Source organism: Spirulina sp. CCY15215 (genome assembly GCF_016888125.1).
Lineage (GTDB): Bacteria > Cyanobacteriota > Cyanobacteriia > Cyanobacteriales > Spirulinaceae > CCY15215.
In genome coordinates, this window is the sequence record NZ_JACSWA010000302.1 from 1 (window position 1) to 16,040 (window position 16,040).

Sequence of the window (16,040 nt, forward strand, 5' to 3'; positions counted from 1 at the left end):
TTCGAGCCTCCTATTTCTAGGGTAATGTTAGCTTCGACTGTCTTGGTCAGCATTCCCTTGCGCCTTTCGGCGACGCGGGGTCTGACCGCAATGTTATTTGGGCTTGTTAGGTTAGCAGCACTATTTCAGTGACCTTAAAATTGTTTAACCACTAACGACAGAGCAGGGAACTAGCTTCGCATTCCAAGGTGTCGTGACCCAAATAACGTAGTACACGGGGTACTTAGTCTGGTCAGAATGGCTTGTCAGATTTCTCTTCCAAGCCTCACGCCTTTAGGCTGAGGTTTCTGACAATACTTTTACAACCCATAATTTAGGTTATGCTTCACCCTAATGTAAGGTAAGTCGTGGGTATTGTCAAGAACCAAACTTCTAATAACCAAGTTTCATTGTATCGATCGCCTCCCCAATTCCCTATGAGGATATATCGTTGAACAATTCATTCATCTATAGAGTAGTCTTAACTCATAGCATAACCAGAAAATCGGCGCATAAACGGAGAATGCAGACCAATGACAATATTTTCCTTGGGAATTCCTTTTTCTACTAAACGTTTGGCCAGATCGATTTCAGTATTGTTGCGCTGTATCCAAACCTTATCTCCTTTGATATCTAAATGAATAATTGTTCCATAAACAAACTGTTTTTGTTCCCAACCAACATCGATTAAAAGATAGTGATTTCGTTCTGTATCGAGAATAATCTGCGATTCAATACTATTCCTGCTTCCGGAAATATCATAACTATGAATTTCTTGTAGTAAATCTTGAATAATTGTTTGATATTTATTTAAGTCAACCATTCTATAATTACCTCCTTTTCAGGATCGTAAATAATCAGCCGAATTTGATATTTTTCAATGACAGTTTTTGCCAACAAGGATTGGAAAAAAGTCTTATGAATTTCTTGTGGAATCGCTAGATAAAGCAGACGGGAAGGTTCTTTATTTTCTAGTGCAACTTGGTAGTTAATAAATTGACCGATCGCAACATGAAAATCAAATACAACAGAAACTCCGATAAACGTTTTTATTTCAACTGCAATCTTTTCTTCTCCTTTTTGAGCGGCAAGTATTCGTTCTGCCCCTAAATCAATATAAACACGAGTATCTCCAAATTTCAAGCTGAGTGGATCGTCTGTTACTATCCACCCTTCTTTTTGCAGTCCATTTTTCACTGCATCGTGAAAAATATCCTTAGCTGCCATTGCCTAATTTACTCCTCTGAATTTACCACTTATTTTAATCTATATTTTATATCCTGAAAAATCAATAGTTTCTGGAAACAAGAACAAGATTGTTGTAGTCTCAGAAAAAGCCCTTTCCTGTTGTTTGCCATGACGATCTCTCTCCTCAATAATCGCTATCGTATCGTTAAAAACCTTGGGAAAGGAGGTTTTGGGCAAACTTTCCTGGCTGTAGATACGCACCTTCCTTCGCAACGTCAGTGCGTAATTAAACAACTTAAACCCTCTGTTCCAGTTCCACCAGAACAACAACAATGGTTAGAGGATCGCTTTCAACGGGAAGCAGCTATTTTAGAAGCATTGGGGGAAGAACATCCGCAAATTCCTCAACTTTATGCTTATTTTTCAGAGGGGGGAGAATTTTTTCTCGTTCAAGAGTGGATCGCGGGGGTGACACTCACTCAAGCAGTGCGCCAAAATGGAGTATTATCTGCCGATCGCCTTCGACCTCTCCTCGTTGAATTACTGGGGATCTTGGACTATATTCACGCTCAAAAAATGCTACATCGCGATATTAAGCCGGATAATATTATACTTCGTGGCGATCGCAAACCCGTGTTAATCGATTTTGGCGCAGTAAAAGAGACAATGGGTACCACGGTTCATACTTCAGGAAATGCGACCTCTGTAGCCATTGGAACCCCCGGTTTTATGCCTTCGGAACAGTCGATGGGTCGTCCTTTATATTCTAGCGATGTCTATGCGTTGGGTTTGACGGCGATCTTTGCGTTAAGTGGGAAAATGCCCTACGGTTTGGAAACCGATGCGGAAACGGGGGAATGGTTATGGCAAAAAAGCGTTCCTCCATTACCTTCTGACTTAACAGAGGTACTCGATCGCGCCATTCGCTACCATCCCCGCGATCGCTTCTCCACAGCCAAAGCGATGTTAGAAGCGTTAGGAAGCCCCATATTAGCGCAACCGACGCAATTACCACCAACTCAAGGGATATATCCCGTATCTGGGTCTTCTTTATCAATGGCGAAAACCGTTGCAGTGTCTCCAGGTGAGAACGAACAAACTGTACCTGTTGTCACTTCAGCAACCGTTGCAGTCCCTTCACCAAGGCGATCGCCAAAGAAAGGGATATTATTACCGATCGCCGTGGGACTATTCGCGACGGGAGGAGTTGCGATCGCGGCTTTATTCTTTGGGTTTAGTCTGTTTCAACCGCGATCGACTTCCGATCGACCTTTTGGAACTGCTGATACAGATTTTCCCACACCAACGCAGACCCCATCTCCGGTACTTTCTCCCACTCCTAAACCCTCTCCCACTTCTCAACCCTCTCCGACTCCTTCTCCAATAGCTTCTCCTTCTCCGACTCCTCAACCCTCTCCCAGACCATCACCAACTCCTAAACCTCCTTCTACCCCTACCCATAATAATGCGCCCAATGTTCCTATTTTCCCCACGGGAACTTCTAAAAGTGCCATTATTAACCAATTGGGACAACCGGATTCCGATCGCCAGGGATTTTGGCCAGGAACGCGCATGATAAGTTATAGTCAGCCCGATCGCGTTCGCTTAAATTATCTTTTTGAAAGCGAGACTGGCAAACTGCGACAAACTGAAGTTTCTTTGCCTTTATCTGTAGATTATCGCAGCATGGAAAAGACTTTAACAAAATTGCTAAATGGACAAACAAATCCCGCCGCAACTCAGTCCTTAAAAGATGCTTATAATGGGGCTAGTTTGCGATCGTTTACAGCAGGTTCATTTAGTGGCATGATTCGACATAAAGGCGATCGCCTTGAAATTGAAGTTCGAGATGTTGATTTTCGGCCTTGATTTTGTGATTTAAGTTTTTAACAATCTAAAAAAGATGACTGATTCGAGAATGCGATCGCTACTCCTCCAATCTTTAAAAAAATTATCTTCTCTAGGGGAAAATGAATTCTTTGAAGCACACCAAGAGGAAATTTTAAGCATTTTTACGGTTGAAGAAGTTAATGCTATTCTCCAATCTCGCACTAAAAAATTATCCTCTAAATATGTCTCTCAGCCTCAACTTAATTTCTTATTTGCTACATCCCGAGAGGTGGGATTATCGAAAACAGAACTGAGACAGTTAATTAGCGATCGCTTCAAATGCGATTCGTTTAAATACATTTTGCGAGAACAATTTGATGAAATTATCAAGGCTGTAAATTCTTCAGCAGAGTTTTAATTTTAAAACCTTTTTAAGACATCAAATTAGTAATTAATCATTGTGTTTTAAAAATTTTCAAGGCGATATTATAAGAAAAAATAGAATAGGGAATCCAATAGTCAATTTCTGCCAGCCATTTTAAAGGTTTGATGATGAGAAAATTAGCAACTTTTTTGATAATAGTTTCTTTAAAAAAGAGAGTGATGTAAAACTCCAAATTGTGAACGAAAGCGCCGAGAAAGAGTCCCGATCGAAAGACCTCAATAACTTCATATTTGCCTTTCGCTTCCGAACGATCTAAGAACTCTAACAAATCCTCTTTTGTATAATGTCTGTGGGTATTGTTGCGATCGTAAACGGGTTTTTTCCATTCGATCTGTTCAGATATTTTTCCTTTACGAAACCAGTATGCAAATTGAAATAACCATCCTAAATAACGCCGCACAAAATATTCAACATAGGGAATGGCATTTTCAGGATCTAAAAAGCCAAATAATCCCCGATGAGGTGTTGTAATAACCAGTATCCCCTCGGGTTTGAGGATGCGGAAAATTTCCGATAAACAGAGTACTTCATCCTGAACGTGTTCTAAAGTATCACAAGTAATAATTGCGTCAAAAAACTCAGATGCAAACGGCGTTTTTTCTAATGGAGACTGAATGAATTCAATATCATTATAGCGGTATTTAGCGATCGCAATAAAGGTTGCATCCGGTTCAAGTGCATATATTTTTTGACTTTTTTCGCGGAAAAAACGAGTACCGTAACCCCAAGCACAACCCGCATCTAAAAATGTTTCCAAGCGATCGGGAACCCATTGAAATGCCTTCGCATAGCGACCAGAAAAAGGAAATTCTCCGTAATGACTGGCAGCTAATTCAGCAATGCGGTCAGAATCTAAAGAAGATTCAAGATTGGTTTCAGATTGATCGCTCATAAGTTTAAACTCTAGTAATTCATTAAAGAAGTTTCAAATCACATCTGCAAAAGTTCGTTCGGTTTTGCGAAAATAAATAATACTGCTAATACCTACTAGAACTAAGAGTAGCAAAGATAGGATAAATCCAGGTAAATAGAGATGAAATTTATCCCCTAAAATAGCCCAGCGAAAGCCATCAATTACCCCTACCATAGGATTGAGAGAATAGAGTAAACGCCAGCGATCGGGAACGATATTGCTGCTAAAACCCACAGGAGAGATATAGAGTCCCAATTGAACGATAAACGGTACCACAAAGCGAAAATCCCGATAGCGAACATTGAGTGCAGCTAACCAAAGTCCCACTCCCATACTGGCGATCGCCGCGATCGCAATAAATCCAGGCAGGAAAATAATCCGCCAAGAAGGAACAAAATTATACCAAACCATTAACCCCAACAAGATCGATCCCGAAAGGACAAAATCGACACAACTCACCACCACCGCACTCGCTGGGACAATCAAGCGAGGAAAGTAGACTTTAGAAATGAGATTGGCATTGCCCACCAAACTATTACTACTGTTAGAAAGAGAAGTCGCGAAGAATTGCCAAGGTAACATGGCCGCAAAGACTAAAATCGGATAGGGGGTGCCTTCCGAGGGAAATTTAGCCAGTTTCCCAAACACTACCGTTAGCACCACCATCGTGACAAATGGTTGCAGCAATGCCCAAGCTATCCCTACGGCTGTTTGTTTGTAGCGCACTAAAATATCGCGCCATGCCAAAAAATAGAAGAGTTCGCGATAACGCCATAAATCTTGCCAGTATTGCTTTTCAGTTTTGCCAGCTTCAATAATTAGTTCAGTTTCGGAGGAGAGACTCATGGAATTGGATAATGGAGAATCGGGAATGAGGAATTGGGAATAGATAGACGATAATGGAGAATAAAATAGATGCCAAATCGTGAATTTCTTTCCCCAGTGGATATCATAGAATCATTATTCCCTATTCTTCTCTTCTCGCCAATAACGAATAACCCAACCTTCGGCTTCGCTCAGGGCAAGTAACCAATAACTAACAAAAGTACATGGTCTCGAATCGCAATCAGCACTCTGCATCGAATGGAAGTACGGGAGGTGCGGGAAGTACGCCCCCTTTACCTTCTAAGCCCGCGATCGCGGATTCTTTCCCCTCCCTCACTTTCTCCACCAGCCAAGAAGATTCTCTCAATCTGCGTCAGGCTCTTTCTGTGTTGCGCCGTCGCTGGTGGTTATTGTTGTTAGTGAGTGCTGCGGTTACGTCGTCTATGGCCTTTAGAATTCTCAATGAAATTCCCATCTATAAAAGCTCTTTTCGGATTTTAGTCGAACCCATCGCCAGCGATGAAACCTTCGATCGCTTCAGTCAGCGCCTTGTGGGACAGTCTGCGTCGGAGTTAGACTACGAGACTCAAATTGAAGTTCTCCGCAGTCCTAAAGTGATTAATCCCATCGTAAAAAAGATTCAGGAACGCTATCCAGAACTCGACTATAACGGAATTGCGGGGGGTTTGAGTATTGGCAGGTTGGAATATACGAAAATTCTGGAAATCTCTTATCAAGATGTCGATCCCGAGAAGATTAAATTTATTCTCGATACTGTTTCTGCTGGATTTATTGAATATTCCCAGATCGAACAGAAAACGGGCAAACAAAAGGGATTAGAATTCGTGCAAAAACAACTTCCTCTCCTTGAAGAACAAGTTAGCGACCTGCAACAAAAAATGCAGCAATTTCGCCAGCAACATAACCTCCTCGATCCGGAAGTGCAAGGACAGCGCGTTGCCGATCGCCTCAGTCAACTTCGTGTCTCTAAACAAGAAACCGCCGCCGAATTAAAAGCCTCGGAGTCTTTGCAGCAAAAATTGCAGGGACAGTTAGACATCGAACTCGATCGCGCCATTACTGCTACGGCTTTAAGTGAAGCCCCTCGCTATCAATCTCTCCTCAACCAACTACAAAAAATTGAAACCGATCTGGCGATCGAATCGACTCGTTTTACCCCGACGAGTCCACAAATTCAAGTGCTACGCGATCGCCGTGACAAAATTCTCCCTCTCATTCGTCAAGAGGCGATCGCGGTCTTAGGAAAAGAAGGAGCCAGCGCAGATATTGCCAACCTCAATACATCCCCCAATTCTATTCGCCTCAAACTCACCCAAGAATTAATCGAAACTACCAACCAAAAACAAGTTCTCGCGGTTCGCGAAGCTGCTTTAGCTCTAGCGGAGAATCAAACCCAAGGGGAAATGCAGAAATTTGCCCTTCTCAGCCGTCAATATACCGATCTACAACGAGCGCTTGATGTCGCCACTGAAGCCCTCAAACGTTTTCTCTCCGTTAAAGAAGACCTCGAAATTGAATCCGCCCAACGCACCATCTCTTGGGAAGAACTCAATTCTGCGGAATTACCCGTCTACCCCATCGCCCCCAATGTGTCTCGCGGTTTAATGTTAGGAGTTGTGGCGGGACTATTAGCGGGGTCTGGGGCGGCACTGATTGCGGAAAAGCTCGATGTGCGCTTCCATTCTCCTGAAGACCTCAAAGATAATGTGGGATTACCGATCTTGGGGATTATTCCCTACCGCAAAGACTTTAAGGAACGTAAAGCCAGCGAAAAGGCAGCGCCTTTACCGTCCTTCGATCGCCGTTATCGCGCTTCTCCCTTCTTGGAAGCCTTTCGTTCTCTTAATGCCAATCTTTCTTTCTTTACTCCCGATAAGCCCTTACAGGTGTTAGTAGTGAGTTCTTCGGTGCCGTTGGAAGGTAAATCTACGACCTCAGTTCATTTAGCGCAATCGGCGGCGGCGATGGGACAGCGCGTTCTTTTGGTGGATGCAGATTTACGCCGCCCGCAAATTCACGCTATGACAGATTTACCCAATGTTTGGGGACTATCTCACGCAATTTCGATGGATCTCGAAGTAGAAGACATCGTACAGCAATCGACATTAGATGATAATTTGTTCATTCTCACTGCCGGACAAATCCCCCCCGATCCGACTCGCTTATTATCTTCTCAAAAAATGCGAGGTTTGATCGAGTATTTCCGTCAATCTTATGATTTAGTGATTTTTGATACCCCTCCTATGTTAGGGCTGGCGGATGCAAAATTCCTGGCGGGACAGGTGGATGTGATGTTGATGGTCGTGCGCTTGGGATGGACCGATCGCACCGTATTCAAACAGGTTTTGGAAAATATCAAGATGTCTCAAACCGCCCCGATCGGCTTGGTTGCTAATGGTGCAAAAGACTTCACTTCCGGTTCTTATTATTACTATAACCGTTATTTTGCCTCAGAAGAAGATGCTTTAGATAGTTGATAGTTGCTAGTTGATAGTTGCTAGTTGATAGTTGATAGTTGCTAGTTGATAGTTGCTAGTTGCTAGTTGATAGTTGCTAGTTGATAGTTGCTAGTTGCTAGTTGATAGTTGATAGTTGATAGTTGCTAGTTGATAGTTGCTAGTTGCTAGTTGCTAGTTGATAGTTGCTAGTTGCTAGTTGCTAGTTGCTAGTTAACCAAAATATAGTCAGATATAAACAAGACATGGATTCCATTGCAGAAACCCCCTTCATTTCGGCTTTGAGAGATTAATTCTCCTTCTCTTACTTGGTTGGACTTGCTGAGGAAACCTCAGCGTCCCCCAAGCGCAGGGTGAACTACGCACCTCTCTATCCCATAGCCCAGAAAGGCATTTGGGAATGCTTTTCTTAAGATATCATAGTAACTACTTGACAGTTTTACAACTTAAAATCAAGGTTTTGCGCCGATACACTCCCCTGTTACTGCTTCCTTCGACGCACAATTTTTGAGAGGCAAGTTAACTTTACGTTACAGAAAACTTTACAAAAAACATTAACTATGTATATCTATCGCCAATATTCACTGAAAATATATTATTTGCTCTTAGCTACCTGTAGTTTGGCGATCGCCAGTCAAAGTGTCAACGCCCAAATCCCTACACTAGAGGAAGAGTTTCCTATCTCTCCTTTACCCTCATATCCCGCTCCTTTACCCTCATATCCCGCTCCTTTACCCTCATATCCCGCTCCTTTACCCTCATCTCCTGCTCCTTTACCCTCATATCCCGCTCCTGTTTCTCCTCCTCCCGATCGCCCTTATACCCTCGGCTCCGGCGATCGCATACAAATGACGATTTTTGATGTGGATGAATATAACGGCGAATATCCGATTCTCATTGATGGGACGCTGAATTTACCGGCGATCGGAACTGTTGTTGTACAAGATTTGACCTTAGAGGAAGCCTCGCAAAAAATCTCTCAACGCTATCGATCGCTTTTGGTGCGTCCGATTATTACTCTCGGTTTAATCGCCCCTCGTCCCGTTAGATTGGCGATCGCGGGAGAAGTCAATCGTCCGGGGGCTTATACTGTGAATCCAGGAGGTGCAACGGGTTTTCCGAGCGTGACTGAGGTGATCGAATTAGCCGAGGGAATCACCCTCTCAGCTAATGTCCGTCAAATCCAGATTCGCCGCACCTATCAAGGAATCGAACAACTTTACGCGATCGATTTATGGGGCTTAATTCACCAAGGGGATCTCGCTCAAGATGTAGTTTTGCGGGATGGCGATCGTGTTTTTATTCCCACGGCTGAGGTACTCGATCGCGTTGAAAGTCGCACGATTTCCGACTCGACATTATTTCCCGCAACCACAACTCCGGTACAAGTTGCGGTGACGGGGGAAGTGCTGCGTCCGGGAACCCATACCGTGAGCGCAGAAGGCTCTAACGCCCCTCCCACCGTGACCCAGGCGATCGGGATTGCGGAAGGGATTACACCCCGTGCTGACGTGCGGAATGTGCAGTTACACCGCATCAAACGGACGGGAGAAGAAGAGATCATGCAAATTAATTTATGGGAGATTCTCCAAGGGGGGGATTTAGAGCAAGATATTCCTTTACAACCCGGTGATAGTATTATTGTTCCTCCAGCAGAGGAAATCGATCTGGCTGAGATTGGCGTTTTGGCTCCAGCCACCTTTTCCCCTCAGACGATTGATATTAATGTCATCGGAGAAATTACCAGTCCCGGTACGCAAACCTTACGACCGAATACACCTTTAAATCAAGCCATTTTAGCAGCCGGAGGATTTAATAATCGCGCCCGAAAAAACAAGGTCGAATTGGTTCGTTTAAATCCCAATGGGACGGTATTACGAGAAACAATTGAGGTGGACTTATCCCAAGGAATCAATGATGAAAATAACCCTTTATTGTTGAATGGGGATATCGTCGTAGTTCAGCCTTCAACACTCACGGAAGTCACGGATGTTGCAGGTGCGATTTTGGCCCCTCTGGGTAGTGTATTTTCCTTCTTTAATTTCTTGAATATTTTTGGTTTGTTTCGATGATTCTCTCAAAATCAGATTGATTGAATGATGCGATCGTAGGAAACTCAAAAATCTGGGTTAATTTGATTGAATATGTTAAAATAAAAATCAATGAAATTAGGAGAATTGTAGTGAGTGTTCTGATTCCTGATGAAGTTCTTAAAGCAAGTGGAATGTCCGAGAATGAACTGATGCTAGAGTTAATTATTCTATTGTTCCAGCAAAAAAAGATCGGTATCGGTAAAGCGGCTAATTTAGTCAATATGAATCTCCTGCAATTTCAACACGAACTCGCAATCAGAAAGATTTCTGTTCACTACGAAATTGCTGACTTAGAAACCGACATAAAAAACTTACAAAAACTGGGTCGAATATGATTGTGGTGAGTAATACTTCTCCAATTACAAATTTAGCTGCGATCGGAAAATTAGAGCTTTTAGAACAGCTTATCGTAACCCCCCTAGATCGTAAATTTCGTCTAAGATTTGTTGATTTGTTTTAAATTCAGTGTAGATTCTATTTCGGATAATGCACCCCGAATGACGAACCTCTAAATATCCCTGTTTGATTGTGATGGGAACGGGTAAAGTAACAGAAGTCGGTTGTGTCGGAGGAGTTGCGATCGCAATTCCCCAAAAAAACAGACAATACTCAACCTATTTTGTCAAGTATTGTCCACAAAAATTAACTTGTCAAAGCACTTAAACTTAAACAGAGACTAACTCCTTCTCAGCCGCAGGACGCTTGCTATTGCGAACACCTTCGATCGCCTCCGCATAGTCAGGAGCCTTGAAAACCGCCGATCCAGCCACGATCGCATTCGCACCCGCTTCCAAAACCTGCCAAGTATTGTGACCCTTCAAACCGCCATCGACTTCAATCCAAGGATCCAGACCGCGATCGTCGCACATCTGACGCAACTTGCGAACCTTGGTTGTAATTTGAGGAATGAAACTTTGACCGCCAAAACCAGGGTTAACGCTCATCAACAAAACCAAGTCGCAAACATCCAGCACGTATTCAATCAACTCTAACGGCGTAGAGGGATTTAAGACAACCCCCGCTTGCTTGCCCAACTCTTGAATCTGAGTTAAAGTGCGGTGGAGATGAGGAGAAGCATTATGTTCCGCGTGAACCGAGATAATATCAGCACCCGCTTGGGCGAACTCTTCCACATATCTTTCCGGTTCGACAATCATTAAATGTACATCTAAAGGCTTTTTCGTAATCGGGCGAATGGCTGCAACGATTAACGGTCCAATGGTAATATTGGGAACGAAACGACCGTCCATTACATCAACATGGATCCAATCTGCCCCCGCCTTATCAACGGCGGCAATTTCTTCTCCCAAACGGCTAAAATCCGCAGAGAGAATCGAGGGGGCGACAACAATGGGCTTATTACTCATGAAGGGCGTTCTCCTAATATTTTTTAAGAATTGTAATATTAAGAACAATTTAACATTATTTTTAACATTATTTTCAACATTATTTTCAGAATTTTTTGCTTCTCAACTCAAAAAATATAACCGATTAGAATAAAGAGAATTAAGTTATCGAAACCGTGGGAATGAGCAAAAAATTAGCGTGGCTGTTGGGCGGATTGTCAGTTTTGGTGGCGATCGCCCCGATCCAAGCCTCAGAAGATACTATCAGCGATCGCGGGGTGAATGTTCGTCCCTTGCACGAAGCCCCCTACAATCTCATCGGACGGAAAATTGGCCTCGGGCAAGTCGAAGTAGGCAGACCGGGGAAATTTGGGCTAGATAAAGCAGCCTCGAATAACCGATCGCTTTCCCTAGCGGGAGTTTTTCTTCGCGATCGCCAAGCATTAGCCGATACCGATGTTGATGGTCATGCAGCAATGGTAGCAATGGTTATGATTTCCGGAGATAAACGAGTACCAGGGGTTGCACCAGGGGCGCGTCTCTACTCCTCTGCTGTAGGTTCCCTGCAAGATGCCGGACAGCCGGAAGAATGCCTCGCTTCCCAGCACGTTGCCTTACAGAATACCGGAGACGTGCGGGCAATTAATTTTAGTTTTGGCGAACCTTTGCGACGAGATCCCCGCCCTAACCCTGTTTTAGATGGTAATGCCCTCCTAACCCGATGCGTAGATTGGTCAGCTAGGGTTCACAATGTCCTCTATGTTATCGCTGGAAATCAAGGGGGTGGCGGCATTCCCATTCCAACGGATAATTACAATGGTGTCAATGTCGCTGCTTCCACCATGAGGGAGGGAATATTCGATAAAGTCGATTTTTCTAACTTAAGTTCTCTGCCGGAAGGGATCGGACGCAGCTTAATTCTCCGAGAAATCAATACGGGAGGAAGACGCGCCATTAATTTAGTCGCACCTGGAAGTCATGTCGCCGTCCGAGACTTAGATGGAACATTGGAAGAAGTGCGTGGCACCAGTTTTGCCGCCCCTCATGTTGCCGGTGCCATAGGAGTCTTGCAAGAATTTGGCGATCGCCAGCTTGCCAAGGCTGCCCCCAATTGGAGCCTAGATTCTCGCCGCAGCGAAGTCATGAAAGCCGTCTTGCTTAATTCTGCCGATAAAGTCCAAGATGCAGCCTTGGGGGTCGATCGCACCCTCTTCGATAAAAATAATCAAACTTGGCTAGAGGGCGATGCCTATCAAAATCCGGAAATTCCCTTAGATATTCAAACCGGAACCGGACATTTGAATGTTTATCGCGCTTATCAACAGTTTAGCGGCGGACAGAATTCTCCCGATACTCCTGTACTTCCTCGTGGTTGGGACTATAACACCGTTAAAGTCGGCAGCTATCAAGACTATGCGATCGCCTCTCCCCTGCAAAGGGGGAATTTTGCCTCTGTCACCCTAACCTGGCATCGTCAGGTGGAATTAAATGATGACAATGGCAACAATTTATTTGATGTGGGGGAAAACTTTCAGGATCTCGGTTTAAACGATCTTAATGTTTATCTCCTGCCCGCCGATAGTAACAATACTGCCACTGCGGTCTGTTCTTCAATCTCCAAAGTAGACAGCAGCGAACATATTTTCTGTCCCGTCCCCAGCACCGGACGTTATAAAATTCGCGTTGTCCATCGTCAGCAGGTAAACGATCCCCTACAGGCTTACGGGTTGGCTTGGTGGACAATTCCCGCCCAATAATCGCGATTCAAGTTAGAATAAAATTGTAACAATCCTTAACATTTAGCGAAAAATGACAGCCAAAGTTGAAATTTACACTTGGAGTACCTGCCCTTTTTGTATTCGTGCCAAAGCCTTGTTACAAAAAAAGGCAGTAGAATTCACTGAATACTGTATTGATGGCGATAATGCGGCTCGCGAGAAAATGACAGAACGCGCTAATGGGAAACGATCGCTACCGCAAATCTTTATCGGCGATCGCCATATTGGAGGTTGTGATGACCTTTACGATCTGGACGGACAAGGGCAATTAGAGCCGCTTCTGCAAGGTCAAGCAGCTTAAAATTTAAAAACCGCTAGTCAGATAAAAACTAGCGGTCTTTTTTTATTTTCGGAAAGTATTAACGGGGTTTATTTATTGACCGTTTAATGGCAAATCCATCTTATAAAGATTATAAAGACGAACCCAGACCGGCATAAGCTCCGTAAAAGAAGATTCCCAAAACAGTAATCGCACCCATGCCGGCAATTAAAGCTACCAGCCAAAGGGGAATTCGTCCATCTGCAAACATCTTGTTTTCTCCTAATCGCTTCTCAAATTGATTTAGTTAAAGAAATAGCTGGAAAATAAAATTCCCAACACGAAAATCAAAAGCAAACCCAAATACAGAGAAGTCCGATTGAGTTCTACGGGCTGTCTATTGGGATTATTGAGTCTTTCCATTGCGTCTTCCTCGTTTGTTTGAGTGTTGTTTTTAGCTTGTTTTTGCCTATTTTTAGCGTTGAATGAACTGCATGGCAGCGATCGCACCCACAAAGAAAATAGTGGGAACGGCTAAGGTATGAACCGCGATCCAACGAACGGTAAAAATGGGATAGGAAACCGGTTGATTGGGTGAGTTAGTCATTGTTTTTGTGGTTTGATTTACGTTGATAAGAATCGATTACTTTTGAAATTCCTCGATTTGTTTGCTACTTTCAAAACGGTCGGAAATGATCGGCAATTCCAGACGATTTTGAGTGAAGTATTCGTTGGGACGAGGAGTTCCAAAAGCATCGTAGGCCAGACCCGTGCTGACAAAAAGCCAGCCCGCAATAAAGAGCATGGGAATGGTAATGCTGTGAATGATCCAGTAACGAATACTGGTGACAATATCGGTAAATGGTCGTTCTCCGGTATCACCTGACATTACAGTTTCTCCTTTTACAAATGTTAAACGTTTACTTTACATGATAGAAATTTGTTGACCTGACTACAAGCCTTAAATCAAACAAATTTCAAGCATTTTCTGGGGCAGGTTCGTATCTGAGAATGATGCCGCGATCGCCGAGGATAAATCCTCGTTGCGAATTGGTAAAAATAATATTATAGAAGTTAGAAGGCGTTCCTTCTACACCTCTATCTTTTTGCCAGGTTTCACCGCCATCAAAACTCACCAGTAAATTACCGCTTCCTCCAGTCACCCAGATTTCTTGAGGGGTGCGATATTCAAGATCCAACAAACCCCAACTCGTTCCGGGTTCGGGATAAATAATATCATCCCAAGCCTCCTCTATTGTGCTTTCTTCTGCGATCGGCTCTTCTGGGGGGGCAGAAAACTGCAATTGACCGCCTCGAGCAATGAGCCAAGTGCGCCCATCTGGACTAAATCCCATATTTTGCAATCGTCGGGAACTATTACGATTGTGAGGAACCCAAGCCGCTTGTCCCGGTTCCCAGGTCGAGTAAAAGTTACCGCGAGAAGAAACAGCAATATAAGTACCATCAGAGGAACGATACATATTTCGCACGACTCCGACGGCTTCTTTGACCAAGGCGTGCCAATGTTTGGCCCCATCTTCGGTTTTATAAATTGCCCCTAAGTCCGTGGCCATTTCGGCAATATTGTCTCCCAGTGCCTCAATATAGTAGGGGGAACCGGGTAATTTACTGCTTAGGGCAATGCGATCCCAAGATTGGCCGCCATCCTGCGTGTGTAGCAAAATAGAGGGTTTGCCAACAATCCAGCCTTCTTGGCCGTAGAAGCTAACTGAGGTAAAGGTGACTTTTTCTTCTCCTAAGTCGAATTGTCTTTGATCCCAAGTTCGTCCGCCATCGTTTGTCTCAAAAAGAGTAGCGCGAGAACCTACGAGCCAGCCGTGTTGGGAATCTTCTATAAAAGCAATATCAAGGGCGGATGCTTCGGTTGGGAGTTCAATGCGTTGCCAGGGATTAGAACTCAGACTTTCTAAATGGCTACACCCAACACAAAAGAAGACAATTGTCAATAATATTAAGAACTGTTTCAAGGCTCTCACAAACGGATCCATAAACGAACTCGGTAATCGATAAAGGTGAATGGGAAATAATTTTGTTTTTTGAGGTTTTCAGTGCAAGCCATACAAGCTCAGGAAAAAGAGAAAAGCCAAGGCTAAACACCCAAAAATAAGGAGGTTTTTTTGGTTAGGGGTCAAGCGATTAACGCCAAATCCATAATTCAAATTTTCCTGAAAGCCTGATGGAGAGCCACTCGAACCAATATTGCGAAATTGAGATTTTCTGGCTCGACACACCGGACAGCGCCAATCCTCGGGTAGATCCTCGAAGAGGGTATCGGGAGGCACTTTGGCATTGCTATCGCCTTTGGCTGGTTCGTAAACGTAGCCGCAGGACAAGCATTCATAGCTAGAGGGGGCTAACTCCGCTAGGGTTTTCTCTTGGACGGGGTCGCTCATGGCTTGTCAGAAAATCGGCAAATCTTAAAATCTTTGTTAAATATTATCACACGGCATTAACAAAATGTTTATTTTTTCGATCGCCTTGCGCGATCGCAATTAGGATTCTCTAGCTTTTTGGGGCAAAATTGCGATCGCAGTCTGGTTTGGAGAAATAAAGCACGATTCGAGTTAAGACAATCGTTATGGATATGGCAATCGGAGGGTTAGGGTTCTTAGAAATCTTTGTAACAAGCCATAGTCTTCTGGGGGACTAGCCCCCCAGACCCCCCAGTGGGGGACGGAACGCCTCCCCCACGCCCCCTACGTAACACCCAGGAGGTTGCCGCCACCGTTGTATCGCCGATTCTGAATGTGTGTCGATCCCCCTAAATCCCCCTTAAAAAGGGGGACTTCCAGATTCTCCCCCCTTAAAAAGAGGGACTTCCAGATTCTCCCCCCTTAAAAAGAGGGACTTCCAGATTCTCCCCCCCTTAAAAAGAGGGACTTCCAG

At 44.0% G+C, this 16,040-nt stretch carries 18 protein-coding genes; 7 read left to right on the top strand and 11 right to left on the bottom strand.

The window, feature by feature from the left end; genetic code table 11:
• Positions 1-460: 460 nt before the first annotated feature.
• Together JUI58_RS04630 and JUI58_RS04635 are read right to left on the bottom strand one after the other, a co-directional pair.
• Positions 461-802 carry a XisI protein gene (locus tag JUI58_RS04630; RefSeq protein WP_204102578.1) on the bottom strand — a complete coding sequence of 114 codons (342 nt, stop codon included), beginning with the start codon at positions 800-802 and terminating at the stop codon, positions 461-463.
• Positions 790-1,206 carry a XisH family protein gene (locus tag JUI58_RS04635; protein ID WP_204102579.1) on the bottom strand — a complete coding sequence of 139 codons (417 nt, stop codon included), beginning with the start codon at positions 1,204-1,206 and terminating at the stop codon, positions 790-792. Before JUI58_RS04635 ends, JUI58_RS04630 begins: the two co-directional genes overlap by 13 nt.
• Before the next feature lie 129 nt (positions 1,207-1,335).
• On the opposite strand from JUI58_RS04635, the gene JUI58_RS04640 reads away from it, so the two are divergent.
• On the top strand, positions 1,336-3,036 hold the full coding sequence (locus JUI58_RS04640; RefSeq protein ID WP_204102580.1) for a serine/threonine-protein kinase: 1,701 nt from the start codon (positions 1,336-1,338) through the stop codon (positions 3,034-3,036).
• Between the two features lie 34 nt (positions 3,037-3,070).
• On the top strand, positions 3,071-3,415 hold the full coding sequence (locus JUI58_RS04645) for a hypothetical protein (RefSeq protein WP_204102581.1): 345 nt from the start codon (positions 3,071-3,073) through the stop codon (positions 3,413-3,415).
• A 37-nt stretch (positions 3,416-3,452) separates the two neighbouring features.
• On the opposite strand, the gene JUI58_RS04650 is transcribed toward JUI58_RS04645, so the two are convergent.
• Together JUI58_RS04650 and JUI58_RS04655 are read right to left on the bottom strand one after the other, a co-directional pair.
• A complete protein-coding gene (locus tag JUI58_RS04650; protein ID WP_204102582.1) occupies positions 3,453-4,334 on the bottom strand; it encodes a class I SAM-dependent methyltransferase in 882 nt (293 codons plus the stop codon).
• A 33-nt stretch (positions 4,335-4,367) separates the two neighbouring features.
• On the bottom strand, positions 4,368-5,201 hold the full coding sequence (locus JUI58_RS04655) for an ABC transporter permease (protein ID WP_204102583.1): 834 nt from the start codon (positions 5,199-5,201) through the stop codon (positions 4,368-4,370).
• 203 nt (positions 5,202-5,404) lie between these two features.
• Between JUI58_RS04655 and JUI58_RS04660 the strand changes: the two genes are divergently transcribed.
• The 3 genes from JUI58_RS04660 (at position 5,405) to JUI58_RS04670 (ending at position 10,085) form a co-directional block, all read left to right on the top strand.
• The gene (locus JUI58_RS04660) at positions 5,405-7,678 is read left to right on the top strand and encodes a polysaccharide biosynthesis tyrosine autokinase (RefSeq protein ID WP_204102584.1); all 2,274 of its coding nucleotides are present in this window, start codon (positions 5,405-5,407) and stop codon (positions 7,676-7,678) included.
• 539 nt (positions 7,679-8,217) lie between these two features.
• A complete protein-coding gene (locus tag JUI58_RS04665) occupies positions 8,218-9,729 on the top strand; it encodes an SLBB domain-containing protein (protein ID WP_204102585.1) in 1,512 nt (503 codons plus the stop codon).
• A gap of 110 nt (positions 9,730-9,839) precedes the next feature.
• Entirely contained in the window at positions 9,840-10,085 is a 246-nt protein-coding gene (locus JUI58_RS04670; RefSeq protein ID WP_204102586.1) for a UPF0175 family protein, read from the top strand.
• Between the two features lie 330 nt (positions 10,086-10,415).
• Here the strand turns inward: JUI58_RS04670 and rpe are convergent, their stop codons facing one another.
• Positions 10,416-11,117, bottom strand: coding sequence for a ribulose-phosphate 3-epimerase (gene rpe, locus JUI58_RS04675; protein ID WP_204102587.1), 702 nt, complete (start codon positions 11,115-11,117; stop codon positions 10,416-10,418).
• A gap of 161 nt (positions 11,118-11,278) precedes the next feature.
• Here rpe and JUI58_RS04680 point away from each other — a divergent pair, with 161 nt between their 5' ends.
• Positions 11,279-12,853, top strand: a complete 1,575-nt coding sequence (locus JUI58_RS04680) for a S8 family serine peptidase (protein WP_204102588.1) — start codon at positions 11,279-11,281, stop codon at positions 12,851-12,853.
• 52 nt (positions 12,854-12,905) lie between these two features.
• Positions 12,906-13,175, top strand: a complete 270-nt coding sequence (grxC, locus tag JUI58_RS04685) for a glutaredoxin 3 (protein WP_204102589.1) — start codon at positions 12,906-12,908, stop codon at positions 13,173-13,175.
• A 109-nt stretch (positions 13,176-13,284) separates the two neighbouring features.
• On the opposite strand, the gene JUI58_RS04690 is transcribed toward grxC, so the two are convergent.
• From JUI58_RS04690 to JUI58_RS04715, 6 genes are all read right to left on the bottom strand, one after another.
• Positions 13,285-13,404, bottom strand: coding sequence for a photosystem II reaction center protein J (locus JUI58_RS04690; RefSeq protein ID WP_204102590.1), 120 nt, complete (start codon positions 13,402-13,404; stop codon positions 13,285-13,287).
• 32 nt (positions 13,405-13,436) lie between these two features.
• Positions 13,437-13,556, bottom strand: a complete 120-nt coding sequence (locus JUI58_RS04695; RefSeq protein WP_204102591.1) for a photosystem II reaction center protein L — start codon at positions 13,554-13,556, stop codon at positions 13,437-13,439.
• Between the two features lie 52 nt (positions 13,557-13,608).
• Positions 13,609-13,740, bottom strand: a complete 132-nt coding sequence (psbF, locus tag JUI58_RS04700) for a cytochrome b559 subunit beta (protein WP_204102592.1) — start codon at positions 13,738-13,740, stop codon at positions 13,609-13,611.
• 36 nt (positions 13,741-13,776) lie between these two features.
• A complete protein-coding gene (gene psbE / locus JUI58_RS04705) occupies positions 13,777-14,022 on the bottom strand; it encodes a cytochrome b559 subunit alpha (RefSeq protein WP_204102593.1) in 246 nt (81 codons plus the stop codon).
• 88 nt (positions 14,023-14,110) lie between these two features.
• On the bottom strand, positions 14,111-15,142 hold the full coding sequence (locus JUI58_RS04710) for a photosynthesis system II assembly factor Ycf48 (RefSeq protein ID WP_204102594.1): 1,032 nt from the start codon (positions 15,140-15,142) through the stop codon (positions 14,111-14,113).
• A 57-nt stretch (positions 15,143-15,199) separates the two neighbouring features.
• Positions 15,200-15,547, bottom strand: coding sequence for a rubredoxin (locus tag JUI58_RS04715; RefSeq protein ID WP_204102595.1), 348 nt, complete (start codon positions 15,545-15,547; stop codon positions 15,200-15,202).
• Positions 15,548-16,040 lie beyond the last annotated feature (493 nt).

What these genes read in the sequence shown, in the direction of transcription:
- JUI58_RS04630 (WP_204102578.1), bottom strand. Translation starts at nt 802, where the DNA reads ATGGTTGACTTAAATAAATATCAAACAATTATTCAAGATTTACTACAA.
- JUI58_RS04635 (WP_204102579.1), bottom strand. Translation starts at nt 1,206, where the DNA reads ATGGCAGCTAAGGATATTTTTCACGATGCAGTGAAAAATGGACTGCAA.
- JUI58_RS04640 (WP_204102580.1), top strand. Translation starts at nt 1,336, where the DNA reads ATGACGATCTCTCTCCTCAATAATCGCTATCGTATCGTTAAAAACCTT.
- JUI58_RS04645 (WP_204102581.1), top strand. Translation starts at nt 3,071, where the DNA reads ATGACTGATTCGAGAATGCGATCGCTACTCCTCCAATCTTTAAAAAAA.
- JUI58_RS04650 (WP_204102582.1), bottom strand. Translation starts at nt 4,334, where the DNA reads ATGAGCGATCAATCTGAAACCAATCTTGAATCTTCTTTAGATTCTGAC.
- JUI58_RS04655 (WP_204102583.1), bottom strand. Translation starts at nt 5,201, where the DNA reads ATGAGTCTCTCCTCCGAAACTGAACTAATTATTGAAGCTGGCAAAACT.
- JUI58_RS04660 (WP_204102584.1), top strand. Translation starts at nt 5,405, where the DNA reads ATGGTCTCGAATCGCAATCAGCACTCTGCATCGAATGGAAGTACGGGA.
- JUI58_RS04665 (WP_204102585.1), top strand. Translation starts at nt 8,218, where the DNA reads ATGTATATCTATCGCCAATATTCACTGAAAATATATTATTTGCTCTTA.
- rpe (WP_204102587.1), bottom strand. Translation starts at nt 11,117, where the DNA reads ATGAGTAATAAGCCCATTGTTGTCGCCCCCTCGATTCTCTCTGCGGAT.
- JUI58_RS04680 (WP_204102588.1), top strand. Translation starts at nt 11,279, where the DNA reads ATGAGCAAAAAATTAGCGTGGCTGTTGGGCGGATTGTCAGTTTTGGTG.
- grxC (WP_204102589.1), top strand. Translation starts at nt 12,906, where the DNA reads ATGACAGCCAAAGTTGAAATTTACACTTGGAGTACCTGCCCTTTTTGT.
- JUI58_RS04690 (WP_204102590.1), bottom strand. Translation starts at nt 13,404, where the DNA reads ATGTTTGCAGATGGACGAATTCCCCTTTGGCTGGTAGCTTTAATTGCC.
- JUI58_RS04695 (WP_204102591.1), bottom strand. Translation starts at nt 13,556, where the DNA reads ATGGAAAGACTCAATAATCCCAATAGACAGCCCGTAGAACTCAATCGG.
- psbF (WP_204102592.1), bottom strand. Translation starts at nt 13,740, where the DNA reads ATGACTAACTCACCCAATCAACCGGTTTCCTATCCCATTTTTACCGTT.
- psbE (WP_204102593.1), bottom strand. Translation starts at nt 14,022, where the DNA reads ATGTCAGGTGATACCGGAGAACGACCATTTACCGATATTGTCACCAGT.
- JUI58_RS04710 (WP_204102594.1), bottom strand. Translation starts at nt 15,142, where the DNA reads ATGGATCCGTTTGTGAGAGCCTTGAAACAGTTCTTAATATTATTGACA.
- JUI58_RS04715 (WP_204102595.1), bottom strand. Translation starts at nt 15,547, where the DNA reads ATGAGCGACCCCGTCCAAGAGAAAACCCTAGCGGAGTTAGCCCCCTCT.